22 protein-coding genes and 1 riboswitch are annotated in these 22,891 nt (G+C 70.8%); of the genes, 9 read left to right on the top strand and 13 right to left on the bottom strand.

The annotated features are described in order from the left end of the window. Positions 1 to 112 precede the first annotated feature (112 nt). From ACIQWA_RS12250 to ACIQWA_RS12220, 7 genes are all read left to right on the top strand, one after another. Positions 113 to 1,396 carry an extracellular solute-binding protein gene (locus ACIQWA_RS12250; RefSeq protein ID WP_402481308.1) on the top strand — a complete coding sequence of 428 codons (1,284 nt, stop codon included), beginning with the start codon at positions 113 to 115 and terminating at the stop codon, positions 1,394 to 1,396. Between the two features lie 90 nt (positions 1,397 to 1,486). Further along, positions 1,487 to 2,515: a carbohydrate ABC transporter permease gene (locus tag ACIQWA_RS12245; protein WP_402481305.1), complete on the top strand. Its 1,029-nt coding sequence runs from the start codon at positions 1,487 to 1,489 to the stop codon at positions 2,513 to 2,515. Beyond that, entirely contained in the window at positions 2,512 to 3,339 is an 828-nt protein-coding gene (locus tag ACIQWA_RS12240) for a carbohydrate ABC transporter permease (RefSeq protein ID WP_360233428.1), read from the top strand. The genes ACIQWA_RS12245 and ACIQWA_RS12240 overlap by 4 nt, the downstream gene beginning before the upstream one ends. 6 nt (positions 3,340 to 3,345) lie before the next feature. Further along, a complete protein-coding gene (locus ACIQWA_RS12235; protein WP_360233431.1) occupies positions 3,346 to 4,899 on the top strand; it encodes a glycoside hydrolase family 3 protein in 1,554 nt (517 codons plus the stop codon). Positions 4,900 to 5,317: 418 nt separating this feature from the next. Further along, positions 5,318 to 6,631 carry an extracellular solute-binding protein gene (locus ACIQWA_RS12230; protein ID WP_402481301.1) on the top strand — a complete coding sequence of 438 codons (1,314 nt, stop codon included), beginning with the start codon at positions 5,318 to 5,320 and terminating at the stop codon, positions 6,629 to 6,631. 186 nt (positions 6,632 to 6,817) lie between these two features. After that, positions 6,818 to 7,876 carry an SIS domain-containing protein gene (locus ACIQWA_RS12225; RefSeq protein WP_360233437.1) on the top strand — a complete coding sequence of 353 codons (1,059 nt, stop codon included), beginning with the start codon at positions 6,818 to 6,820 and terminating at the stop codon, positions 7,874 to 7,876. A 558-nt stretch (positions 7,877 to 8,434) separates the two neighbouring features. Then, positions 8,435 to 9,955, top strand: a complete 1,521-nt coding sequence (locus ACIQWA_RS12220; RefSeq protein WP_360233440.1) for a PAS domain-containing sensor histidine kinase — start codon at positions 8,435 to 8,437, stop codon at positions 9,953 to 9,955. Between the two features lie 500 nt (positions 9,956 to 10,455). Here the strand turns inward: ACIQWA_RS12220 and ACIQWA_RS12215 are convergent, their stop codons facing one another. After that, positions 10,456 to 10,707, bottom strand: coding sequence for a WhiB family transcriptional regulator (locus tag ACIQWA_RS12215; RefSeq protein ID WP_014138019.1), 252 nt, complete (start codon positions 10,705 to 10,707; stop codon positions 10,456 to 10,458). Between the two features lie 370 nt (positions 10,708 to 11,077). Then, positions 11,078 to 12,049 (bottom strand): diacylglycerol kinase family protein, encoded by a 972-nt coding sequence (locus ACIQWA_RS12210; RefSeq protein WP_360233443.1) that lies wholly within the window; start codon positions 12,047 to 12,049, stop codon positions 11,078 to 11,080. 50 nt (positions 12,050 to 12,099) lie between these two features. Here ACIQWA_RS12210 and ACIQWA_RS12205 point away from each other — a divergent pair, with 50 nt between their 5' ends. Next, a complete protein-coding gene (locus ACIQWA_RS12205) occupies positions 12,100 to 12,519 on the top strand; it encodes a hypothetical protein (protein ID WP_360233446.1) in 420 nt (139 codons plus the stop codon). Positions 12,520 to 12,639: 120 nt separating this feature from the next. On the opposite strand, the gene ACIQWA_RS12200 is transcribed toward ACIQWA_RS12205, so the two are convergent. The 7 genes from ACIQWA_RS12200 to sodN all read right to left on the bottom strand — a co-directional run bounded on the left by ACIQWA_RS12200 (position 12,640) and on the right by sodN (position 18,528). Beyond that, positions 12,640 to 13,632, bottom strand: a complete 993-nt coding sequence (locus ACIQWA_RS12200; protein WP_360233449.1) for an RNA polymerase sigma factor SigF — start codon at positions 13,630 to 13,632, stop codon at positions 12,640 to 12,642. A 154-nt stretch (positions 13,633 to 13,786) separates the two neighbouring features. Further along, positions 13,787 to 14,197 carry an anti-sigma regulatory factor gene (locus ACIQWA_RS12195; protein ID WP_360233452.1) on the bottom strand — a complete coding sequence of 137 codons (411 nt, stop codon included), beginning with the start codon at positions 14,195 to 14,197 and terminating at the stop codon, positions 13,787 to 13,789. Positions 14,198 to 14,333: 136 nt separating this feature from the next. Then, positions 14,334 to 14,810: a GNAT family N-acetyltransferase gene (locus ACIQWA_RS12190; RefSeq protein WP_360233455.1), complete on the bottom strand. Its 477-nt coding sequence runs from the start codon at positions 14,808 to 14,810 to the stop codon at positions 14,334 to 14,336. Positions 14,811 to 14,869: 59 nt separating this feature from the next. Beyond that, complete coding sequence (locus ACIQWA_RS12185) at positions 14,870 to 15,865, bottom strand: ABC transporter substrate-binding protein (protein ID WP_402481293.1); 996 nt, start codon at positions 15,863 to 15,865, stop codon at positions 14,870 to 14,872. Positions 15,866 to 15,912: 47 nt separating this feature from the next. Further along, a complete protein-coding gene (locus ACIQWA_RS12180; RefSeq protein ID WP_402481290.1) occupies positions 15,913 to 16,722 on the bottom strand; it encodes an ABC transporter ATP-binding protein in 810 nt (269 codons plus the stop codon). Beyond that, positions 16,719 to 17,771: a FecCD family ABC transporter permease gene (locus tag ACIQWA_RS12175; protein WP_402481287.1), complete on the bottom strand. Its 1,053-nt coding sequence runs from the start codon at positions 17,769 to 17,771 to the stop codon at positions 16,719 to 16,721. The genes ACIQWA_RS12180 and ACIQWA_RS12175 overlap by 4 nt, the downstream gene beginning before the upstream one ends. Before the next feature lie 95 nt (positions 17,772 to 17,866). Further along, positions 17,867 to 18,012: riboswitch (cobalamin riboswitch) on the bottom strand. 120 nt (positions 18,013 to 18,132) lie between these two features. Next, on the bottom strand, positions 18,133 to 18,528 hold the full coding sequence (sodN, locus tag ACIQWA_RS12170; protein ID WP_045699892.1) for a superoxide dismutase, Ni: 396 nt from the start codon (positions 18,526 to 18,528) through the stop codon (positions 18,133 to 18,135). A gap of 212 nt (positions 18,529 to 18,740) precedes the next feature. Here sodN and sodX point away from each other — a divergent pair, with 212 nt between their 5' ends. Further along, a complete protein-coding gene (gene sodX, locus ACIQWA_RS12165; RefSeq protein ID WP_402481284.1) occupies positions 18,741 to 19,184 on the top strand; it encodes a nickel-type superoxide dismutase maturation protease in 444 nt (147 codons plus the stop codon). 8 nt (positions 19,185 to 19,192) lie between these two features. Here the strand turns inward: sodX and ACIQWA_RS12160 are convergent, their stop codons facing one another. The 4 genes from ACIQWA_RS12160 to ACIQWA_RS12145 form a co-directional block, all read right to left on the bottom strand. Further along, positions 19,193 to 19,780, bottom strand: coding sequence for a CGNR zinc finger domain-containing protein (locus ACIQWA_RS12160; RefSeq protein WP_402481281.1), 588 nt, complete (start codon positions 19,778 to 19,780; stop codon positions 19,193 to 19,195). A gap of 136 nt (positions 19,781 to 19,916) precedes the next feature. Further along, a complete protein-coding gene (locus tag ACIQWA_RS12155; RefSeq protein WP_402481278.1) occupies positions 19,917 to 20,720 on the bottom strand; it encodes an amino acid ABC transporter ATP-binding protein in 804 nt (267 codons plus the stop codon). Beyond that, positions 20,717 to 21,691 (bottom strand): amino acid ABC transporter permease, encoded by a 975-nt coding sequence (locus ACIQWA_RS12150; protein WP_360233473.1) that lies wholly within the window; start codon positions 21,689 to 21,691, stop codon positions 20,717 to 20,719. Before ACIQWA_RS12150 ends, ACIQWA_RS12155 begins: the two co-directional genes overlap by 4 nt. A gap of 37 nt (positions 21,692 to 21,728) precedes the next feature. Next, positions 21,729 to 22,658, bottom strand: coding sequence for an ABC transporter substrate-binding protein (locus ACIQWA_RS12145; protein ID WP_360233476.1), 930 nt, complete (start codon positions 22,656 to 22,658; stop codon positions 21,729 to 21,731). Positions 22,659 to 22,891 lie beyond the last annotated feature (233 nt).

Raw genomic sequence — 22,891 nt, 5'->3', positions numbered from 1 at the left:
GATGAATCCCCCCACCCGCTCGAAGGGGTCCGCGGCACCTTTCCTCCCGCTTTGCGTGGGTCTGCCGCAGCCGCCCGACGGGGGTAACCCAGGCATCCCTCAGGAGGATGGCGTGAAGCGTCAGCTCATCGCGGCGGTCGGCGTCGCAGCAATGGTCGTCGGTCTCGCGGCCTGTGGCTCGGACGGCAAGAAGGACGACGGCGGTTCCTCGTCCTCCACGTCGGCCGACCGGTACAAGGGCAAGACGCTCAAGGTGTGGACCATGACCGGCTCCGCCCCCAAGGGCTGGACCGACTCGGTCAAGGCCGAGTTCGAGAGCACCTACCCGGGCTCCAAGGTCGACTTCCAGGCCCAGGAGTGGACCGACATCGGCCCGAAGATCACCGCCGCCCTGTCCGAGGGCTCGGTCGACGTCCTGGAGCTGGGCAACACCCAGACCTCCGGCTACGCCGCCACCGGCGGTCTGCTCGACATCACCAAGGACAAGTCCGCGCTGGGTGGCGACGCTTGGGCCGCCAACCAGAACGAGGCCGCGATGCTGGACGGCAAGCAGTACGCCGCCCCGTGGTGGGTCTCCAACCGCGTGGTCGCCTACAACAAGGACCTCTGGAAGGCCGCCGGCCTGACCGACGCGCCGAAGACCCTGGACGAGTTCTACGCCGACCTGGACAAGCTCAAGGCCACCCCGGGCGTCGTCGACCCGATCTACCTGCCGGGCCAGGAGTGGTACACCTACTTCGGTCTGCTCACCGGCGAGGGCGGCAAGATCGCCAAGCAGGAGGGCGGCAAGTGGGTCGGCGGCCTGGAGTCGCCCGAGGCGCAGCGCGCCTTCGAGACCTACAAGACGCTGCAGAGCCACTCGCTCACCGGTCCGAAGGACAAGGACGAGGCCACCCCGCAGCAGAAGGACGTCTTCGCCAAGGGCAACGTCGGCACCATGATCGCCCTCGGCTGGGAGCTCCCGCTCGAGAAGGAGATGCCGAAGGACAAGATCGGCTTCTTCCCGATCCCGGGCAAGACCGCCGACAAGCCCTCCGGCGTCTTCATCGGCGGCTCGAACCTCGCGATCTCCGCGCAGAGCAAGAACACCGCCATGGCGAAGGACTTCCTGAAGATCGCCCTCAACGACAAGAACGAGGGCATGGTCGCCGCGGCCGGCAACATCCCGAACAAGCCGGCGCTGAACAGCCAGCTCAGCGGTGACTTCGCGAAGGCCGCCCAGGCCGCCACCGCGGTCGGCGGGATCACCCCGAACACCCCGAACTGGGCCAGCGTCGAGAACACCCCGAACCCGATCAAGGACTTCCTGACCGCGGTCCTCCAGGGCGCCGACTACGCGTCCACCGCGAAGAAGTACGACGACGAGATCGCCAAGCGGCTCAACCAGAAGAACTAGTGCATCGAGCGGCGTCGCTCACCGGCCCCCGGCGGGGGGCCGGTGGGCGGCGCCCGTCCGTCGTGGCCGGGCTGTGAGGAAGTGAGAACGATGGCTGTGCATTCGGACCGGGTGCGGACGCAGTCCCCGGAGTCAGGGGAGGCTGTGGTGGCCGAGATTGACACCAGTGCCGCCGGCGGCGGAGCCAGGGGCACCGCGCCGAAGGGCACCAGACCCGCGAGCGGCCCCGGTCTCGGCGCCCGCTCCGCGCCGTACCTGCTGCTGCTGCCGGCCATCGTGGCGACCATCGTCCTGCTCGGCTGGCCGCTGCTGAAGACCTTCCTGCTGTCGTTCCAGAACCTCAACCGGCGCCAGCTGGTGATGCACCTGACCGAGTGGACCGGCTTCGACAACTACAAGGACCAGCTGAGCGACCCGGAGTTCTGGTCGGTCACCGGTCGCACCGTCGTCTTCACCCTGGTCAACGTGGTGCTGATCATGGTCGGCGGCACCCTGGTCGGCCTGCTGCTCAACCACCTCGGCAAGAAGATGCGCCTGGCGCTGTCGATCGCTCTGCTGATGGCCTGGGCGATGCCCGTGGTCGCCGCCACCACCGTCTACACCTGGCTGTTCGACGAGCAGTGGGGCGTCGTCAACTGGGGCCTGGACAAGCTCGGTTGGCACTCGATGGCGAACTACAACTGGATGAGCGACGAGTACTCGACCTTCTTCGTCGTCATCCTGCTGATCGTCTGGCAGTCCATCCCCTTCGTGGCGTTCAACATGTACGCCGGCCTGACCACCATCCCCAAGGAGCTCTACGAGGCCGCCCGGATGGACGGCGCCGGCTCCTCGAAGATCTTCAGCTCGGTGATCTTCCCGAACCTGAAGCCCTTCTTCCTGGCCACGACCTTCCTTGAGGTCATCTGGGTGTTCAAGTCCTTCACCCAGATCTACGCGATCAACGGCGGCGGCCCCGAGAAGCTCACCCGGACCCTGCCCGTGCACGCCTTCCTGGAGGGCCAGGGCAGCCAGCACTACGGCGTCGGCGCCGCGATCGCGGTGCTCACCATCCTGATGCTGGGCGTCCTGATGGCCTACTACTTCCGCATCGTGATCAAGCAGGAGGACGAGCTGTGAGGCGCTCTCTCTTCGGACGTACCTGGCCGAACGTGATCGCGGTCGTCCTCGTCGTCTTCTTCATCTTCCCCGTCTACTGGATGATCGCGACCGCGTTCAAGCAGAACCGCGACATCATCAGCAAGACGCCGGTCTTCCTGCCCCTCGACGCGACCTTCGAGCACTTCACCACCGCGGTGGACGCGCCGAACTTCTGGACGTACGTCACCAACAGCATCACCGTCACCGTCGGCGCGGTGCTGATCTCGCTGGTGATCGCGACCCTGGCGTCCTTCGCCGTCGCCCGGATGAAGTTCCGCGGCCGCAAGAGCTTCGTGCTGGTCATCATGCTGGCCCAGATGGCGCCCTGGGAGGTCATGACCGTCGGCGCCTACATGATCACCCGCGACAACGACATGCTGAACAGCCTGCTGCCGTTGACGTTCTTCTACATGATGATGATCCTGCCCTTCACCATCTGGACGCTGCGCGGCTTCATTGCCGCGGTGCCGAAGGAGCTGGAGGAGTCGGCCATGGTGGACGGCTGCACCCGCACCCAGGCCTTCGTGAAGGTGATCTTCCCGCTGCTGGCCCCGGGCCTGATGTCGACCTCGCTGTTCGGCTTCATCACGGCCTGGAACGAGTTCCCGCTCGTCCTGTGGCTGAACAAGGAGCAGGGCAAGACCCTCCCGCTCTGGCTGACCTCCTTCAAGACGGCCTTCGGCAACGACTGGGGCGCCACCATGGCGGCCTCCACGATGTTCGCCGTCCCCGTGCTGATCCTGTTCGTCTTCCTCCAGCGCAAGGCGGTCGGTGGTCTGACCGACGGCGCCGTGAAGGGCTGAGCCACCGTGAGCATCCTCGTACCCACCGCCCCGGACAGCGACCAGCTCCACCGGGACGCCCTGACCGTCCTCCAGCCCGGCTTCGTCGGCACCGAGCCGCCTGCCTGGCTGCGCCGGCACCTGGCCGCCGGGCTCGGCTCGGTCGCACTGTTCGACCGCAACGTGGTCGACCTCGACCAGCTGTCCGCCCTCACCGGCGCGCTGCGCGCGGAGAACCCCGACCTCCTGATCGCGATCGACGAGGAGAGCGGCGACGTCACCCGCCTGGAGGCCGGCTCCGGCTCGTCCTGGCCGGGCAACCTCGCCCTCGGCGCGATCGACGACCCGGCGCTGACCCGGGACGTCGCCCGCGAGCTGGGCCGGGCGCTGGCCGCGGCCGGCGTCAACTACAACTGGGCGCCCACCGCGGACGTCAACTCCAACCCGCGCAACCCGGTCATCGGCGTGCGCTCCTTCGGTGCCGACCCCGAGCTGTGCGCCCGGCACACCGCCGCCTGGGTGGAGGGCCTGCAGTCGGCCGGTGTGGCCGCCTGCTCCAAGCACTTCCCCGGCCACGGCGACACCGCGGTGGACTCGCACCACGGCCTGCCGGTGATCGACGTCGACCTGGACGTGCTGCGCACCCGCGACCTGATCCCGTTCCAGGCCGCGATCGCCGCCGGCACCAAGGCCGTGATGACCGCCCACATCATGGTCCCGGCGCTGGACCCGAAGCTGCCCGCGACCCTGAGCCCGACCGTGCTGCGCGACCTGCTGCGCGCCGCCCCGGCCGACGGCGGCCTCGGCTACCAGGGCCTGATCGTCAGCGACGCGATCGAGATGGGCGCCATCGCCGACACCTTCGGGATGGGCGAGGGCACCGTGCTGGCGCTGGCGGCCGGCGCGGACGCGATCTGCGTCGGCGGCGGGCTGGCCGACGAGGAGACCGTGCTGATGCTGCGCGACGCCATCGTGGCGGGCGTGCGCTCCGGCCGGCTCACCGAGGAGCGGCTCGCGGACGCCGCCGACCGGGTCCGGGCGCTGGGCAGCTGGGGCCGGATCGCGGCCCAGGGCGAGCAGGCCGAGCCGGACCTCGCGGTGGGCCTGCGGGCCGCGCGCCGGGCGCTCAAGGTGGTCCGGGCGCCGGGCCGCGAGGTGCTGCCGGTGAGCGAGCGCCCGTACGTGGCCTCCTTCTCGGACGAGCCGAACATCGCGGTCGGCGACGTGACCCCGTGGGGCGTGGCCGGCATGCTGGCCGACCGCTTCCCGGGCACCCGCACCCGTGCGGTGTCCGCGGCCGAGGCCGCGCCGGAGCTGCTGGAGGCCCTGGTCGCCGAGCTGGTGGCGGGGGCGCAGGGCCGCCGCCTGGTGCTGGTGGTCCGGGACGCCCACCGGCACGCCTGGATGGCCGCCGCGCTGGCCCGTCTGGTGGCGGCCCGGCCGGACGCCGCGGTGGTGGAGATGGGGCTGCCCCAGTCCGAGCCGGTCGGCGCGCTGTACATCGCCACCCACGGCGCCGCCCGGGTCTGCGGGCTGGCGGCCGTGGAGGTGCTCACCGGGCAGCCGGGAGCGGTCGGCTGAGACCGTACGGACGCCGCCGGCCGCAGCCGGGGGCGTCCGCCGACGGGCCCGTCATGCGCATGTCGCATGGCGGGCCCGTCGCGTTTCCCCGGTGTCGACCCGGGGGTCCGCCGAATGACCGTGCTCCCTCAAGACAGCCTTAAATCCACCTTAAGTCCCACTGAGGGTGATGACCCGACGACTGATCGCCACGCGGTACAACGGGTCGGCAACAGCCTTGGTAACAAGGCCTGTTGGCCGTTGACACCACAGTTGGTCTAGGCCAGAGTCCATGCAACCGGTTCGAAATCGAACTCACCGGTTGTGGTATCGCGCCCTCCTCGAAGCTCTTCGCCGCCCCCGCCAGGACTCTCCGCCGCGGGCGCCAATCACGCTGTCGGCGGGCACCACCGTTCTTGGACAACCCTCGGAGGATGGCGTGAAGAAGCGTCAGCTCGTTTCGACGCTCGGGATCGTGGCGCTGGCCGTCGCACTGACGGCCTGTTCCTCGACCGGATCACCCTCGGGCGACGGCCGGAGCTCCGCCGCGGATCCGAAGGCCGCCGCCGGCACCGTCACCGTCTGGCTGATGGACGACGCCCAGAAGAACTGGCCGGACCTGGTCCAGCGGGTCAACGACGAGTTCGCGGCGAAGTACCCCAAGGTCGCCCTCAAGCTGGTCTACCAGGGCTGGGCCGACAAGGTCGGCAAGCTCGACAAGGCGATCGCCGACGGCAACGCCCCCGACGTGGTCGAACTCGGCAACACCGAGACGATGAAGTACGTGCTCTCCGGCGCGCTGGCCCCGGTGGACCGCACCACCTTCGACAACTCCGACAGCTGGATCAAGGCGCTCGCCAACACCTGCACCTACCAGGACAAGCTGTGGTGCGTGCCCTACTACGCGGGCGCCCGGGTCGCGGTCTACAACTCCACCGTCTTCCAACAGGCCACCGGCAGCGGGGAGTTCCCCAGGACCGAGGGCGAGCTGATGACCGCCCTGGACAAGATCGCCGAGAAGAACAGATCGGACCGGACCTTCTCCCCGCTCTACCTGCCCGGGCCGTACTGGTACGCCGCGATGAGCTACGTGGCCGCGTACGGCGGCAGCATCGCCAAGTTCGACAGCTCCGGCAACTGGCACGGCACCCTGCACGACGCCAAGTCCCAGCAGGGCATCAGCCACTTCGTGGACCTCGTCCGCAAGTACAACAAGGGCGACCTGACGCAGAACGAGCAGAACCAGTTCGAGGCGATGGCGCGCGGGCACGCCGCGTCCTTCTACGGCAACGGCTTCGAGGCCGCCAGCGTGATCGCGCCGGTCACCGGCGACTCGGGCCTCAAGGACAGCGTCAAGGTCGCCACCATGCCAGGCCCGGACGGCAAGCCGCTGCCCACCTTCATCGGCGGCTCCGACCTCGCCGTCACCGCCAAGTCCCAGCAGGCGGCGCCGGCCGCCGACTGGATCCGGATGTTCACCAGTACCAAGTCCGAACAGGCGCTGGCCGACAAGGACATCCTGCCGAACAACCTCAACCAGCTGAACCCGTTGAAGAACAAGCCCAACACCGCCGCCGCGGCCAACGCCGTCCCGGACGCCTGGTTCACCCCGCTCGCCCCCGGCTGGGGCGCGGTCGAGAAGCAGAAGATCATCCCCGACATGCTGACCGCGATCCTCAAGGGCAAGTCCGTCGACCAGGCCACCAAGGACGCCGACGCGGCGATCGACCAGCTGATCAACAACCCGTCCTGACACCCGGTCCGCCCGCCGCCCCCGTCCACCCCCGTCCACCCTCCGGTCCGGGGGTGCCGCGGCGGGGGTCCACTCGTAGGATTGCCCAGCAGGAATCGCAGCGAGTGTGCGGACTCGCCGCCGTAGAGGTCCCCGTCGGGCAGCCCGCCCGGGCGGGGTCGACCCATCTCATCGGAGGCAATCCAGATGTCCGACCCGCAGACTGTTTCCGTCCCCGGCCGGATCATGGCGGCGGAGATGGCCGAGCAGCCGGCCGTCCTCCAGCGCATCCTCGACGAGGGAGCCCCGAAGATCCGTGAGATCGCGGCCGGGATCGCCGCCCGCAGTCCGCGCTTCGTCCTGCTGACCGCGCGCGGCACCTCCGACAACGCCGCGCTCTACGCCAAGTACCTGATCGAGATCCTGCTCGGCAAGCCGGCCGGCCTGACCTCGATGTCCACCACCACGGCGTACGGGGCCCGGCCCGACCTCACCGACGTCCTGGTGATCACCGTCAGCCAGTCCGGCGGCTCGCCGGACCTGGTCGCCTCCACCAAGGCCGCCCGCGAGGCCGGAGCGATCACCCTCGCCGTCACCAACAACCCCGACTCCCCGCTCGCCGAGGTGTCCGAGTTCCACATCGACGTGCTGGCCGGGCCGGAGAAGGCGCTGCCGGCCACCAAGACCTACACCGCCGAACTGCTGGCGCTCTACCTCCTGGTCGAGGGCCTGCGCGGCGGGGACGGCTCGGCGGCCAAGGAGCTGCCGGGCCTGGCCGCCGGGGTGCTGGCCCGCCAGGCGGAGGTGAAGGCGCTGGCCGAGCGCTACCGCTTCGCCCAGCGCCTGGTCATCACCTCGCGCGGCTACGGCTACCCGACCGCCCGCGAGGCGGCGCTCAAGCTGATGGAGACCACGTACATCCCGGCCACCCCGTTCTCCGGCGCCGACCTGCTGCACGGACCGCTGGCCATGGTGGACAACGTCTCGCCGGTGATCGCGATCGTCCCGGACGGCAAGGGCGGCGAGGCCCTCCAGCCGGTGCTGGACCGACTGCGGGGCCGCGGCGCGGACCTCGTGGTGATCGGCCAGCAGGCGCAGGTGGACGCCGCCTCGGCGGGCTTCGCGCTGCCGGCCGGCGTGCCCGAGGAGGTCCAGCCGATCCTGGAGATCCTGCCGCTCCAGCAGCTCGCCTACGAGGTCACCATCGCCCGCGGCCAGGACCCGGACGCCCCGCGCGCCCTGGCCAAGGTCACCGAGACGCGCTGATACTCGCCCGCTCGCTGCTACTCGCCCGCTCGCCTCCGGGGCGCTCGGACCCGGTGCCGACGGTCGTCGCTCCGGCGCTCGTGCCTCGCTTGTCGCTCCTCGCTTTCGGCACCGGCGCGCCCCTTCGGCTCGGGGCGGGGGCTCGCCCGCTCGCTGGTACTCGCCCGCTCGGGAACGGAACCGGCCCCCGTCCACAGGCTGTGGACGGGGGCCGGTTCGCTGAGCGGCGGAAACGGGTCCGGAAAGCACTACGGGCCACGGCGCCGACACGGGACCCTCAACCCATGCGGCACCGCAGCCCGGAGCTGTCGTCGGGCGCCGGTGTCGATCGAGGACTGTGCGGGGTCCTCGTTCGGCGGCGTCCGACCGAGGAGAAGCCGCGCGCGGTCAGGGCAGTTGCGCGGTGGGCCTCTCCTTGGTGCCCTTTCATTGTGGACTAGACCAATCTGGGTTGTCCAGGCAGCTCGGCGAATTGGTCTAAACAACTCCGGACAGTCATCCGGCGCCAGCGGACAGTCCGCCGAGCCCCCCACCGGGCCGCGGCGCTACGCTCGCCATGTGCCCTCGCTGAACGAACTCGTCCGCCGCCACACCACCCTGACCGGGGCCGACGTGGACTGGCTCCACATGCTGGTCTCGGAGTGGCAGCTGCTCTCCGACCTCTCCTTCGCCGACCTGGTGCTGTGGATCCCCACCTGGGACGGCATCCGCTACGTGTCGGTGGCACAGATGCGGCCCAACACCGGGCCGACCTCCTACCAGGACGACATGGTCGGCCACCTCGTCCCGCGCGGGCGCCGCCCCCTGCTGGACGCCGCCTTCGACGAGGGGCGGATCGTGCGCGAGGGCGATCCGGAGTGGCGCGAGGAGGTCCCGGTCCGGGTCGAGTCGATCCCGGTCCGGCGCGAGGGCAAGGTGCTCGGGGTGATCGCCCGCAACACCAACCTGCTGACCGTGCGCACCCCCAGTCGGCTGGAGCTCACCTACCTGCAGAGCGCCTCCGACCTGGCCCAGATGATCGCGGCCGGCAGCTTCCCGTACCACGGCGTCGAGCAGGCCGACATGGACGCCGCCCCCCGGGTCGGCGACGGCCTGATCCGGGTGGACGCGGACGGCATCGTCACCTACGCCAGCCCCAACGCGCTCTCCGCCTACCACCGGCTCGGTCTCACCACCGACCTGGTCGGCAGCCACCTCGGCCGCGCCACCGCCGACCTCGCCCCGCCCTCCCGCTCGGCCGTCCACGAGGCGCTGGTGAAGCTGGCCAGCGGCTGGGCGCCCCGGCAGACCGAGGTGGAGGCGCAGGGGGGAGTGGTGACCCTGCGCGCGATCCCGCTCAAGCCGAAGGGGACGCTGACCGGCTCCCTGGTGCTCTGCCGGGACGTCACCGAGCTGCGCCGCCGTGACCGCGAGCTGATGACCAAGGACGCCACCATCCGGGAGATCCACCACCGGGTGAAGAACAACCTGCAGACGGTCGCCGCCCTGCTGCGGTTGCAGTCCCGCCGGATGGAGTCCGAGCCGGCCCGGGCCGCGCTGGACGAGGCGGTGCGCCGGGTCGGCTCGATTGCGATCGTGCACGAGACGCTCTCCCAGGCGCTGGACGAGCAGGTGGCCTTCGACGAGATCGCCGACCGGGTGCTGGCGATGGCGATGGAGCTGTCCCAGGACGGCCGGGTGGCGACCCGCCGCAGCGGAAGCTTCGGCATCCTCTCCGCCGAGGTGGCCACGCCGCTGTCGATGGTGCTGACCGAGCTGCTGCAGAACGCGCTGGAACACGCCTTCGGTCCGACGGCCTCCGGCAACCTGGAGGTCAGCGCGCTGCGCGGGCGGGCCCCGGCGACCGGCAAGGGCTGGTCGGACAGCTGGAACGGCGGCGCCCGGCCGGAGGAGTACCTGCTGATCACCGTGCAGGACGACGGGCGCGGCATGCCGGAGGGCTTCGACCCGAAGACGGCCGGCAACCTCGGTCTGCAGATCGTCCGGACGCTCGCCACCGGCGAGCTGGGCGGGACCTTCGACATGGTGGCCGGTCCGAACGGCGGCACCAAGGTGATCCTGGAGATCCCGGTGCGCTGATGCGTCGGGTTGCGCGTCGGGGGCGTGCGCGTGGTGGAAGCGCCGGGTGCACGCTCCGCGCGCCCGGCGTGTGGAGCCGGGGCGGAGGCGGGGCGCAGATGTAGCGGAGCCGGAGTGGAGACCGGGCGCGGGCGCGGCGCAGGCGCAGCGGAGGCGCGCGGAAACAGAAACGAGGCCCTGTCGACCGGGGGGGGTGGGTCGACAGGGCCTCTCAACCCGTTCCGGCCGTCGGGGGGAGTCGGCCGGAACGGGGGCTCTGGGTGGTGCGGCACCTCGCATGTGCGTTGCACACGGTGAGCGCCTCAGCTCCACGATATTGCTCTAAGTGAACAGTATCAAGTGGCTGGACGGTTCGGTGTCGCGGGACCTCGCGAGGCAAGGCCCTTGGTGCGGAAGGCTTCACCAGGAGGAGCAGGGAAGCCTTTGATCATGTGTTGATCGGTTGTTGATCGGTACTACGGTTACTGCTGGTGCTACGGCGTGTGACCGGATGCTGCTGATCAGGCGGTGCGGGCGCGGTTGCGGGCGGCACGGCGCTTCATCGCGCGACGCTCGTCCTCGCTCATGCCGCCCCAGACGCCGGCGTCCTGGCCGGTCTCGAGGGCCCACTGGAGGCACTGCTCCATCACCGGACAGCGGCGGCACACGGCCTTGGCTTCCTCGATCTGCAGCAGAGCAGGACCGGTGTTCCCGATCGGGAAGAACAGCTCCGGGTCCTCTTCGCGGCAGACAGCGCGGTGGCGCCAGTCCATGGTCGTCCAACTCCTCCTGCCGCGGGGGGTGGCCCGATCGGCATAATCGAATGGCTTGTGAATGTGAACGCTTTCACGAATCCCACAACAGCAAAAGAGACCAAAGGCCCACCGGGCCCGGGTGGTCTGTGCTGGGAGGGGATTCGGCGATTCGAGGGGCACTCCGCGGTCGGCGCTCCTGTGGTTCCGGAGGTGCCGTCGCTGCGATGTGTCCCGATCGCCATGTAGAGGTTCGCAAACCTCGGGCTCGGATACAACCCCCTTCGGGGAGGAATTTTTGATTCTTCGGTGTCGCCTAGCTCACAGCCAGTACTTCCATGGAGTGAAGGGGGCTTGTGCGTTCGAGAAGAAGGGCGAACCCCCCTTCCGGTCACACAATCACACGCAGTGCCCGCCGAACGCCTGTGAAACTGACGCGACTCCGGTCTCCAAGATGGTCCCCGTCGACCTGGAACGGCACGGGTTCCTGGGAAACCAAGGTGAAGTGTCTGACGTCGTGATAGGAGACGACGTGCTTTCCGGACGGTCCGGCCACCGGGGCGCCGTCACTCGAAGGCGCGTACGACCGCAGGATCTGACGGATCGTTCGAGCCGTACCGAACGCCGTCATCCGGGTGATGCCGAAGACGTCCAGATCCGTGTCGAAGGAGGCGAGGGGCGAGGGGTAGACCGGTCGGTTGCCGAGGAACGTCCACGGCGAGGTGTTGCTGACTATCGTCAGCGCCAGGCCCGGAACGGCCTCGTGGCCCGGGATTTCCAAGGCCACCGGGCCCGAGCGGCGCTGCTCACGCTGGGTGAAGTAGTGCCGGAGGGCCTGCCCGACGTACAGGGCGTGGGTGGACTTGCGCCCGGCCCTGCGCTGCTCCTCGACCCGGCCCACCACGCCGGCGTCGAAGCCGAGGCCGGCGGTGAAGGTGAACCAGCGGTCCGGCAGCCCCTCGGTCATCGCCTTGCCCAGTCCGATCGGCCGCTCGTGCCCGCGCTCCAGCGCGTTCAGCAGGGCGCCGGTGGCCTCCACCGGGTCGTTGGGCAGGCCCAGCGCGCGGGCGAAGACATTGGTCGAACCGCCCGGCACCACGGCCAGTCGCGGGACCTTCTCGCCCGGGCCGTGCGCCAGCAGCCCGTTCACCACCTCGTTGACGGTGCCGTCCCCGCCCAGCGCCACCACCAGGTCGACCGTGCCGTCCTGGGCGGCGTCCCGGGCCAGGTCGTGCGCGTGCCCCCGGTACTGGGTCTCGGCGACGTCCAGCTTGAGGTCGCTGCGCAGCGCGTGGATCAGTACGTCCCTGGTCCGGCCACTGGTGGTGGTGGCCTTGTGGTTCACGACCAGGAGAGCGCGCATGGGGAAAGCCTACGGGGCGGTACGGACCGACCGGCGGCTACCCTGCTGGAGTGACCGCAGAATCCTCCGCACCCGCACCCGCCCGTCCGGTCCCGCTCACCCTGGGCGCCGCCATCACCGCCCTGGAGGGCGCGGCGCTCGCCGTCGTCGGCGTCTCGGACATGGTCTCCGCGCTGTCCGGCCAGGCCAAGCAGCTGGCCCTGAACGAGTTCGGCGGCCTGGTCATCGTGCTGCTCGGGGTGCTGCCGATACTGGCCGCCCGGGCGCTGCTCAAGGAGCGCCGCTGGGGCCGCAGCCCCGCCGTGCTGACCAACTCGATCTGCCTGCCGGTCGCTTACTACATGATCCAGAGCGGCGGCGCGATGATCGCGGTCGGTGTGCTGGTCGGGCTGCTCGGCCTGGTGGGCATCGGCGCGCTGCTGAACCCGAGGTCGACGGCGGCCCTGTACGCGCAGCAGCAGGAGGGCTGAGCGCCCGCACCGCCCCCCCGCGCACCCGCACCGCCCCGTACTCGCACCGCAGTGCCCCGAACGCGAACGGACGGCCGCCGCAGCACCCGCTGCGGCGGCCGTCCGTTCGTCCTGCGCCTGCTACTCCTCCACGAGGAGCTTCTCCCGCAGCTGGGCCAAGGTCCGCGCCAGCAGTCGGGACACGTGCATCTGGGAGATCCCCACCTCGGCGGCGATCTGCGACTGGGTCATGTTCCGGAAGAACCGCAGCACCAGGATCTTCTGTTCCCGGGGCGGCAGTTGGGCCAGCAGCGGCTTGAGCGACTCGCGGTACTCGACGCCCTCCAGCGCCTCGTCGGTGGCGCCCAGGGTGTCCGCCACGGCCGGCGACTCGTCGTCGCTGTCCGGGACGTCCAGGGACAGCGTGGAGTACGCGTTGGCGGACTCCAGGCCCTCCAGCACGTCCTCCTCGGAGATGCCCAGGTGCTCGGCCAGTTCGTGCACCGTGGGGGAGCGGCCGTGCCGCTGGGAGAGCTCGCTGGTCGCCGTGGTGAGCGACAGCCGCAGCTCCTGGAGGCGGCGCGGGACGCGTACCGCCCACCCCTTGTCGCGGAAGTGCCGCTTGATCTCGCCGACGATGGTCGGCGTCGCGTAGGTGGAGAACTCGACCCCGCGCTCGTGGTCGAAGCGGTCCACCGACTTGATCAGTCCGATGGTGGCGACCTGGGTCAGGTCGTCCAGCGGCTCGCCCCGGTTGCGGAACCGCCGGGCCAGGTGCTCGACCAGCGGGATGTGCATCCGGACCAGCTGGTTGCGCAGCTCCACGCGCTCCGGGGAGCCCTCGGGCAGCGCGGCCAGCCGGACGAACAGCGCGCGGGCGGCCTCCCGGTCCGGCGCGCCGGTGCGGTGCGAGCCCTGGGCGGGCACGGCGCCGTGCAGGTCCGCGCCCTCCTCCGCCGGTTCCGCCGGGGGAGGGGAGGCAGGCGTCGGCTCAGACGTCGGCTCGGTCGGGTGGCTCATCCGGTGGGCGTCCTTCGGGTGCGCTTCGTCGTTGGCGGCGAGGCCGGAAACGCTCGCCTGGGTCGGTACGGCAGGTCCCGCCGTCGCGAGGCCGGTACGGTCCAGATCACTCACGGCCATTCCCCCGTTCCGTTCCGGGAGCACCGGGGCCGTCGGCCCCGGCATCGTCTCGTTGGTCGTACCGCCGGTGGGGCGGTACCGGGAGCCGCCCGCCGGCCCCGGGCGGGGTGCGGCGGACGGCCCTTGCAGGGTGCTGCTCGGTGCCCGGTCAGTGGGCGGCGGACCCGCCGCGCTTCTTGTGCAGGCTGATCGTCACGGTGTTGTCCTCGGCGACCGAGGAGTCCACCTCGCCGGCCAGCGCGGAGAGCACCGTCCACGCGAAGGTGTCGCGTTCGGGCGCCTTGCCGTCCGTGGTGGGAGCGGAGACGGTCACCTTGAGCGAGTCGCCGACCAGCCGGAACTCGCAGGACAGGACGGAGCCGGGCACCGCCTGCTGGAGCAGGATGGCGCAGGCCTCGTCCACCGCGATCCGCAGGTCCTCGATCTCGTCGAGGGTGAAGTCCAGCCGGGCGGCAAGCCCGGCCGTCGCTGTTCGCAGCACGGAGAGGTAGGCCCCCGCCGCGGGCAGCCGGACCTCCACGAAGTCCTGAACTCCGAGATCGCTGTCGATCTGGGACACCCTTGCCTCCTGGGTGACGCGCTGTGCTTGCTTGGTCCCCCGAGGGGGCGTCCTCCGCACCCGGTGCGGGAGTTACTCATGGTAAGGCATTGCGACGCAGGGTGGCAGGGGCTTTGCCCGTACTCCGTGCGTGGGTTCAACGCTTCCCGGCGGCCGTGAGTGCCTCGTCGGTGAGCCGGTAGACCGTCCATCCGTCCATCGGCACCGCGCCGAGCGAGCGGTAGAAGTCGATCGAGGGCTGGTTCCAGTCGAGCACCGACCACTCGACCCGGGCGTAGCCGCGCTCGACGGCGATCCGCGCCAGCTCCAGCAGGAGCGCCTTGCCGTGGCCGCCGCCGCGGGCCTCCGGGCGGACGTAGAGGTCCTCCAGGTAGATCCCGTGGGTGCCGCGCCAGGTCGAGAAGTTGAGGAACCAGAGCGCGAAGCCGACCGGCTCGCCGGTGGCCGGGTCCTCCGCGATCAGGCCGAACAGCGCCGGGGCGGCGCCGAACAGGGCCTCGCGCAGCTGCTCCTCCGTGGCCACCGCCTCCTGGGGGGCCTTCTCGTACTCCGCGAGTTCGCGGATCATGGCCAGGATGACGGGGACGTCGGTGACTACGGCGGTGCGGATCATGCCGCGAGCCTACTGCGCGGGCCCCGCCCGGGCCCAGGGCCGACCGGTCGGTGGACGGTTCAGCGGGCCGGGACGGTCCGCAGGAACTCGGCCAGGGTGCTGATCGCGGCCGGGTTGCGCGGGCTCTCGACCAGGTCGGCGTAGTCCATGACGAAGATCCGGTCGTTCCTGATCGCGGCGACGTTCGCCAGCGGCGGGAAGGACTTGAGGAACTTCCGCTTCTCCTCGGCGCCCGGGGTCCCGTAGTCGTTGATCACGATCACCTCGGGGTCGCGCTGGACCACGCTCTCCCAGCCGGCGGTGACCCAGGTGTCCGCGAGGTCGCCCATGATGTTGGCCCCGCCGGCCTTCGCGATGATCTCGTTCGCGGCGGCGAACTTCCCGGCGGTGTACGGCTTGTCCTGCCCGCTGTCGTACAGGAAGACGGACGGGCGGCGCTCCGGCCGCGGCACGGCGGCGATGGTGGCCCTGGACTCGGCGATCAGCCGGTCGGCGCGGTCCTTGACGTCGAAGATCGCGCCCAGGTTGGCCAGGTCGGTGTAGAGCGCCTCCAGCGGATCCATCACCCCGCGCTCGGAGCCCTTGCCGCTGCGGCAGGACTCGCTGAGCACGTAGGAGTCCACGCCGAGCGCCTTGAACGCCTGCGGGGTGACCCCGCTGCCCTCGTCGAAGCCGTAGTGCCAGCCGGCGAACACCAGGTCGGCCTTGGCGTCCAGGGCGATCTCCTTGGTGAGCACCTTCTTGGACAGCCAGGCGGTCTGCTGGTAGCCGTCCTTCCAGGCCACCTTGTCGACCTTCCCCTTGTCGTCGGGCATCACGTAGCCGGCCATCCGGTCGGCGAGGCCGAGGGAGAGCATCAGTTCGGTGATGTTGACGTCGTTGGTCACCACCCGGGCGGGCTGCTGCGCGAAGGTGAGCTGCTCGCCGCAGTTCGTCACGGTCACCGGGTAGTGGGCGGAGGCGGTGGTGGCGCCCGGGCCGGGGGCGATCTCGGCGCCGCAGGCGGTCAGCCCGAGGGTGAGCAGGGCGGTGGTGGCAACGGTCTTGGTGCGCATACGAGTTCCTCGGGGATTCGCGGGTCGGCTCGGGGATTCGCGGGGGTTCAGACGAGACGGTCGAACAGCAGCTGGAGGGCGCCGGTCGCGGGGTGGCGGACGGGGGTGGCCCGGACGCCGAACACCTCGGCCAGCAGCTCGGGGCGGAGCACCTCGTGGGGCTCACCGGCGGCGACGATCCGGCCGGCTTCCAGCACGTACAGCCGGTCGCAGTGGGCCGCCGCCAGGTTGAGGTCGTGCAGGGCGGTGAGCACCGTCGGCCCGGCCTCGCGGGCGAGCGCCAGCACCTCCAACTGGTGTGCGATGTCAAGGTGGTTGGTGGGCTCGTCCAGCACCAGCAGGCGCGGTTCCTGGACGAGGGCGCGGGCGATCAGCACCCGCTGCTTCTCGCCGCCGGACAGGCTGGGGAAGGCGCGTTCGGCGAGGTGGTCGGCCCGGACCCGGCGCAGCGCGGCGGCGCAGCGTTCCCGGTCCCCGGCGGTCGGGCCGGCGGCGAATCCGCGCCGGTGCGGCAGCCGGCCCATGGCGACCACCTCGGCCACCGTGAACTCGAACTCGGCGGGGTGCTCCTGGGTCAGCGCGGCCACCCGGCGGGCGGTGTCGCGGGCGGTGAGCGCGTGCAGGTCGTCGCCGGCCAGCCGGACGGTCCCACCGGCCGGGCGCAGCACCCGGTAGACGCAGCGCAGCAGGGTCGACTTGCCGCTGCCGTTCGGGCCGATCAGCCCGACCACCTGCCCGGCGGCGGCCGCCAGGCTCACCTCGTGGACCAGCCGGGCGCCGGCCAGTTCCACCGAGACGCCGTCGACGCGCAGGTCCTCGGCGCCGGTCGAAGGGGTCGGGCCCGTCTTCGCCGTCATCGCCGGCCTCCGAAGGCCTGGCCGCGGCGGCGCATCATCAGCAGGAAGGCGGGCACCCCGAGCACCGCGGTGAACACTCCGACGGGCAGTTCGGCGGGCGCCAGCAGGGTGCGGGAGGCGATGTCCACCCAGACCAGCAGCAGCGCGCCGGCGAGCGGCGCGATCACCAGCACCCGGCGGTGCCCGGCGCCGACCAGCATCCGGGCCAGGTGCGGCATCAGCAGTCCGACGAAGCCGATCGCCCCGCTGACGGCGACCACGGTGCCGGTGACGGCGGCGGTGACCACGAACAGTTCCCGGCGCAGCCGGTCCGGGTCGACGCCGAGCGAGGCGGAGGTCTCGTCGCCCATCGCGAGCGCGTCCAACCGCCCGGCGGCGCAGGCCAGGTAGGCCAGTCCGGCCAGTACGGTGCCGGCCGCGATCGGCACCGAGCCCCAGGTGGCGCCGCCGAGGCTGCCGAGCAGCCACATCATGGCGTCCCGGGCGGCCTCGGCGTGGTCGGCGGAGAAGACCATCAGGGTGGTCACGGCGGAGAAGCCGTAGGAGAGCGCGGTGCCGGTGAGCACCAGCCGCAGCGGGGTGAGCCCGTACGCGGTGCGGGCGGCGAGGTAGACCAGCGCCATGGCGAGCAGCGCGGAGCCGAACGCGGAGACCGAGATCGCCCACACCCCGAGCGAGGCGAAGGCGCCGAGCAGCAGGACGGCGTTGGCGCCGACGGCGGCGCCGGAGGAGATGCCGAGCACGAAGGGGTCGGCGAGGGCGTTGCGCACCAGGGCCTGGACGGCGACCCCGGTGGCGGCCAGCCCGCCGCCGACCACGGCGGCCAGCAGGGTGCGCGGCAGCCGGAGCTCCCAGACGATCGCGTACGCCGCCGCGTCGTTCGCGTCCAGCCGTCCGCCGGTCAGCCCGGCGCCCAACAGCCGCAGGACGCCCGGGAGTTCGATCCCGGAGGCGCCGAGCGCGACTCCGCAGACCAGCGAGAGCAGCAGGGCGGCGGCGAGGCCGAGGGCGAGCGGGAGGGTCGGTATTCGGCGAACGGGGTCACTCACGTGCGGGCGCGCCTTGCCTCGGGCCGCGGGTGTGCCGGGGCGGGCGCCGGTCGGGGGCGGGCCCGGGCGCCTTCCCCTCGCAGTCCACGGCGAGTTGTCGGGAGTTCAGCGGCCGGGGGCGATCGGGCTGGCCCGGCCCCGGGACCGCGGGCCGTGCTCACCGTTGCGGGTCAGCGCCGGATTCGCACCGGACTTCCCCCTCGGACGCCCTGGCAGCATAACAGCCACTCAGGGCAGGCAACCCTTACCGGGATCCGTTCCCGGGGTGGCAGGCCTGGGAGACCCGGACCGGCCCGGGAAACGCACGACCGCCCCCGTCCGACGGTGCGGACGGGGGCGGCCGGGTGGCGACGCGTCAGGCTCAGGCCTGCTTGGTCTCCCAGAAGATCTTGTCGACCTCGGCGATCAGGTCCAGCAGGGCCTGGCCGGTGGCCGGGTCGGTGGACGCCTTGGCGGCCGAGGCGGCCTTCAGGGTGTCGTTGATCAGCTGGTGCAGCTGCGGGTACTTCTCGAAGTGCGGGGCCTTGAAGTAGTCGCTCCACAGCACCGAGATGTGGTGCTTGACGGCCTCGGCGCGCTGCTCCTTGATGATGATGGCGCGGGCGCGGAAGTGCGGGTCCTCGTTGGCCTGGTACTTCTCCTGGGTGGCCTTGACCGACTCGGCCTCCAGCTTGGCCTGGGCCGGGTCGTAGACACCGCACGGCAGGTCGCAGTGGGCGTGAGCAGTGGCACGCGGTGCAAACAGACGAGAGAACATGGGAGTCCTTCCTTAGATCGTCTTCCCGCGCCCGAGATTACCCTTCCGGCCTCCGGGTTTCGCGGCCGGGCGGTGGGCCTAGGGCAAAAGACGGACCCGGAACCGGGGTAATCCGGACATCGAACGGACCTGTGACCGGGGTCGTCCGGACATCGAACGGATGACGGTCCGTACGGCAGACTGGGGGCGGTCGGTCCCCCGGAGGAGGAGCCATGACGCGGAGCACGGAGCCGCAGGGCGGCGGGCCGGGCGGCGCGGTGCCGTTCGGGCTGGTGGACGTCTCGGGCCCGTCGATGGTCCCGACCCTGCGCGAGGGCGACCAGCTGCTGGTCCGCTACGGCGCGCCGATCCGGCCCGGTGCGGTGGTGCTGTTCCGGCACCCGTTCCAGCAGGACCTGCTGGTGGTGAAGCGGGCCGCCGAGCGCCGTCCGAAGGGCTGGTGGCTGCTGTCCGACAACCGTCCGGTGGACAGCGACAGCCGCAGCTACGGCCCGGTCCCGGACGAGCTGGTGCTCGGCCGGGTGCTGCTGCGGCTGCGGCCGAGCCCGGCCTGGCTGGCGCCGGGCCGGGGACTGGAGCGGCTGCTGCTCGGCCCCCGGCTGGCCCGGGTGCCGGGCCTGGCCCGCCGGTTCGGGGTCTTCGTCGACGAGCCCTGAGGCCGCCGCTACGTCCCGGCGGTGTGCGCCGCCTCGGCCTCCTGGCGCTTGCGGGCCCGGTACGCGGCGACGTTGGCGCGGGTCGCGCAGCGGTCGGAGCAGTAGCGGCGGGAGCGGTTGGTCGAGGTGTCCAGGTAGGCGTTGCGGCACGGCGCGGCCTGGCAGATGCCGAGCCGGTCGGCGCCCAGCTCGGTGAGGTGCACGGCCAGGCCCATGCAGGCGACGGCGCTGAAGTGCGCCGTGGCGGTGGGCGAGTTGTCGGCCAGGTGCAGGTGCCAGCGCGGCCGGCCGGCGTCGTCCAGGTAGTCGTGCCCGGAGACCAGCGGGCTGACGGGGTACTCCATCAGCAGGCTGTTCAGCAGGTCGACGGACCGGATCTCGTCCCCCTCGGCGGCGGCCTCGAACACCCCGCGCAGCCTGGTCCGCACCGCCCGCAGCCGGGGCACGTCGGACTCGTCGGCCAGCGCGGCGGCGCGGGAGGAGTCGGAGAACAGGGCGCGTACGGCGTCCACCGAGGTCAGCGTGTCGGTGCCGCGCTCGGGTTCCTCGGTGTTCACCAGCCGAACGGCGAGATCGGCGTACGAGGCGAGCTCCACGGCGGTCCTTCCAGTGGTTGCGGTAACGGGCCCGGACCGTTGCGGTAACGGGCTGGGCGCTTCCAGCCTATTACCCGGCCGGGGAAAACGTCGGCGCCCGGCAGGAAGTCGTCTGCCGGGCGCCGGGCGTACGGGCTCAGAGCACCTTGGAGAGGAAGGCCCTGGTGCGCTCGTGCTGGGGGTTGGTGAGCACCTCGCGGGGGTTGCCGGACTCGACCACCACACCGCCGTCCATGAACACCAGCGCGTCGCCGACCTCGCGGGCGAAGCCCATCTCGTGGGTCACGACCACCATCGTCATGCCCTCCTCGGCCAGGCCGCGCATGACGTCCAGGACGTCGCCGACCAGCTCCGGGTCGAGCGCCGAGGTGGGCTCGTCGAAGAGCATCAGCTTGGGCTTCATGGCCAGCGCGCGGGCGATCGCCACGCGCTGCTGCTGGCCGCCGGACAGCTGCGAGGGGTAGTTCTTCGCCTTGTCGGCCAGACCGACCCGCTCCAGCAGGGCCATCGCGCGCTCCCGGGCCTCGGCCCGGCTCTCGCCCTTGACCTGGACCGGCGCCTCGATGACGTTCTCCATGGCGGTCATGTGCGGGAACAGGTTGAAGCGCTGGAAGACCATGCCGATGTCGCGCCGCTTGAGGGCGACCTCGCGGTCCTTGAGCTCGTGGAGCTTGTCGCCCTTCTGCCGGTAGCCGACCAGTTCGCCGTCCACCCAGAGGCGGCCGCCGTTGATCTTCTCCAGGTGGTTGATGCACCGCAGGAAGGTCGACTTGCCGGAGCCGGACGGGCCGATCAGGCAGAACACCTCGCCCTGCTTGACCTCCAGGTCGATGCCCTTGAGCACCTCGACCAGGCCGTAGGACTTGTGCACGTTCTCGGCCCGGACCATCGGCTCGCCGGTGGGCGCGGAGTCGGTGGGGGTCTTGCTCAGATCGGTCATACGTGACCACCTCCCTCGAGCCCCGGGACGACGTCGGCGGTGGTCTTCGGGGCGGGCTTCCCGGCGAACAGGCCCCGCAGTCGCTGCAGCGGGGTGGGCGGGAGGGTTCGGTTGGAACCTCGGGCGTAGTGGCGCTCGATGTAGTACTGACCGATGGTCAGCACCGAGGTGAAGAACAGGTACCAGAGGCTGACCACGATCAGCAGCGGGATGTTCTGGTAGTTCCGGGAGTAGATGACCTGGCCGGCCCGGAAGATCTCCTCCAGGGAGATCACGGAGACCAGCGAGGTGGTCTTGAGCATCGAGATGGTCTCGTTGCCGGTCGGCGGGATGATCACCCGCATGGCCTGCGGCAGGACGATCCGCCGCATGGTCTGGAACCGGCTCATCCCGAGCGCGTGGGCGGCCTCGGTCTGGCCCTCGTCGACCGACTGGATGCCGCCGCGGACGATCTCCGCCATGTAGGCGGCCTCGTTGAGGCCGAGGCCCAGCAGCGCGGCGACGAAGGTCGGGATCAGGACGTTGGTCTCGCCGGACCAGAACTCCGGACCCCACGGGACGCCGATCGACAGCTTGGCCCAGATCAGGCCGAGGAAGTTCCAGAACACCAGCTGCACCAGGACCGGGGTGCCGCGGAAGACCCAGATGTAGACCCAGGCGGTGCCGGCCAGCAGCGGGTTCGGGGAGAGCCGCATCACCGCGAGGATGATGCCGCCGACCACACCCATGAGCATGGAGAGGGCGGTCAGCTCCAGCGTCACGAGCAGCCCGTGCATGATGCTGTCGTGGAACAGGTACTGCCCGACGATGTCCCACTTGAAGGCGGGGTTGGTGAGGAGGGCGCTCAGCAGCATCGCCGCGAGCAGGGCGATGACGACGGCGCCCGCCCAGCGTCCGGGGTGGCGGACCGGGACGGCCTTGATGGTCTCAGGCCGTCCCTTCGGCGCCGTCCCCTTGTCCAGAGAGTTCACGGTGTGGCCTCGGGGGAGAGATGAAGCGTACGAGGGGTCAGCTGACGGCGCCGTTGACGGTCGACTTGTCGATGGCACCGCTCTCGACGCCCCACTTGGTGAGGATCTGCTTGTAGGTGCCGTCGTCGATCAGCGACTGGATGGCGCCCTGGATGGCCGGGGTGAGCTTGGAGCCCTTGGCGAGGGCGACGCCGTAGGGGGCCACGCCGTAGGTGTCGCCGAGCTTCTCCAGCTGCCCGCCGGACTGCTTGATCGCGTAGTCGACGACCTGGGAGTCGGCCATCATCGCGTCGTCGCGGCCGGAGACCACGGCGTTGGTGACGTCCGTCTGGAGGTCGAACTTGTCGCCGTCGTTCTGGATGCCCGGCTTGCCGGCCTTGGCGCAGTCCGGGTTGCGGGTGTCCTTGATCTCGTCGGCCTGGGTGGTGCCGGTCTGCACGGCGACCTTCTTGCCGCAGAGGTCCTTCGGGTCGACCTTGCCGGGGTTGCCCTTCTTGACCGCGATGGCGCTGCCCGAGTTGAAGTAGGTCACCATGTCGACGACCTGCTCGCGCTCCTTGTTGTCCGTGAAGGACGACATGCCGAGCTGGAACTTGTTCGACTGGATGCCGGGGATGATCGCGGTGAAGCCGGAGTCCTGGACCTCGGCGGTGAGGCCGAGCTTGGCGGCGATCGCGTTGGCGAGGTCGACGTCCATGCCGATGACCTTGCCGCTGTCGTCCTTGAACTCGTCCGGCGCGTACGAGGCGTCCGCGCCGACCAGGAGCTTCCCGGCCGACTTGACGTCGGCGGGGACGAGGGCGGCCAGCTTGTCGTCGGCCTTGACCGTGTTCACGGTCGCGGAGGCGTTGGGGGCGCCACTGCCGTCGCTGCTCTTGCTGCTGCTACAGCCGGTCAGCACCAGGGACACGGACACGGCAGCCACGCCGGCCGCGAAGAGGCGGGTGCGCTGGGTACGGACGGTCATGAGGGGGATCTCCTCCTGGGGAGAGAAATCGGGCGGAGCGCGCCGCGGGAGCGGCGCACCGGGGCAGCTGGCCGTACGGAGCCGTACGGGTGGTCACTCGCGGTACGTCTTCGTACGTGCGTTGCCGGGTGGTGCAGTTGCCTGGGCGCAGGTGGCCGCCCAGGGTGGTGCGGGGTACTGCTTCCGCCACCCTCCGCCGAGGTGGACGTCGACCTGAACCGCCTCGACCGGTG

The organism is Kitasatospora sp. NPDC098652 (assembly GCF_044760155.1).
Classification (GTDB): domain Bacteria; phylum Actinomycetota; class Actinomycetes; order Streptomycetales; family Streptomycetaceae; genus Kitasatospora.
The sequence above is the reverse complement of the archived record's forward strand: the minus strand, read 5'-3'. Positions and strand labels throughout refer to the sequence as shown.

Excerpts from the sequence above, each read along its gene's own strand:
- sodX (WP_402481284.1), top strand. The coding sequence starts at position 18,741 with ATGACGCGGAGCACGGAGCCGCAGGGCGGCGGGCCGGGCGGCGCGGTG.
- ACIQWA_RS12245 (WP_402481305.1), top strand. The coding sequence starts at position 1,487 with ATGGCTGTGCATTCGGACCGGGTGCGGACGCAGTCCCCGGAGTCAGGG.
- ACIQWA_RS12215 (WP_014138019.1), bottom strand. The coding sequence starts at position 10,707 with ATGGACTGGCGCCACCGCGCTGTCTGCCGCGAAGAGGACCCGGAGCTG.
- ACIQWA_RS12225 (WP_360233437.1), top strand. The coding sequence starts at position 6,818 with ATGTCCGACCCGCAGACTGTTTCCGTCCCCGGCCGGATCATGGCGGCG.
- ACIQWA_RS12155 (WP_402481278.1), bottom strand. The coding sequence starts at position 20,720 with ATGACCGATCTGAGCAAGACCCCCACCGACTCCGCGCCCACCGGCGAG.
- ACIQWA_RS12145 (WP_360233476.1), bottom strand. The coding sequence starts at position 22,658 with ATGACCGTCCGTACCCAGCGCACCCGCCTCTTCGCGGCCGGCGTGGCT.
- ACIQWA_RS12210 (WP_360233443.1), bottom strand. The coding sequence starts at position 12,049 with ATGCGCGCTCTCCTGGTCGTGAACCACAAGGCCACCACCACCAGTGGC.
- ACIQWA_RS12180 (WP_402481290.1), bottom strand. The coding sequence starts at position 16,722 with ATGACGGCGAAGACGGGCCCGACCCCTTCGACCGGCGCCGAGGACCTG.
- sodN (WP_045699892.1), bottom strand. The coding sequence starts at position 18,528 with ATGTTCTCTCGTCTGTTTGCACCGCGTGCCACTGCTCACGCCCACTGC.
- ACIQWA_RS12190 (WP_360233455.1), bottom strand. The coding sequence starts at position 14,810 with ATGATCCGCACCGCCGTAGTCACCGACGTCCCCGTCATCCTGGCCATG.
- ACIQWA_RS12185 (WP_402481293.1), bottom strand. The coding sequence starts at position 15,865 with ATGCGCACCAAGACCGTTGCCACCACCGCCCTGCTCACCCTCGGGCTG.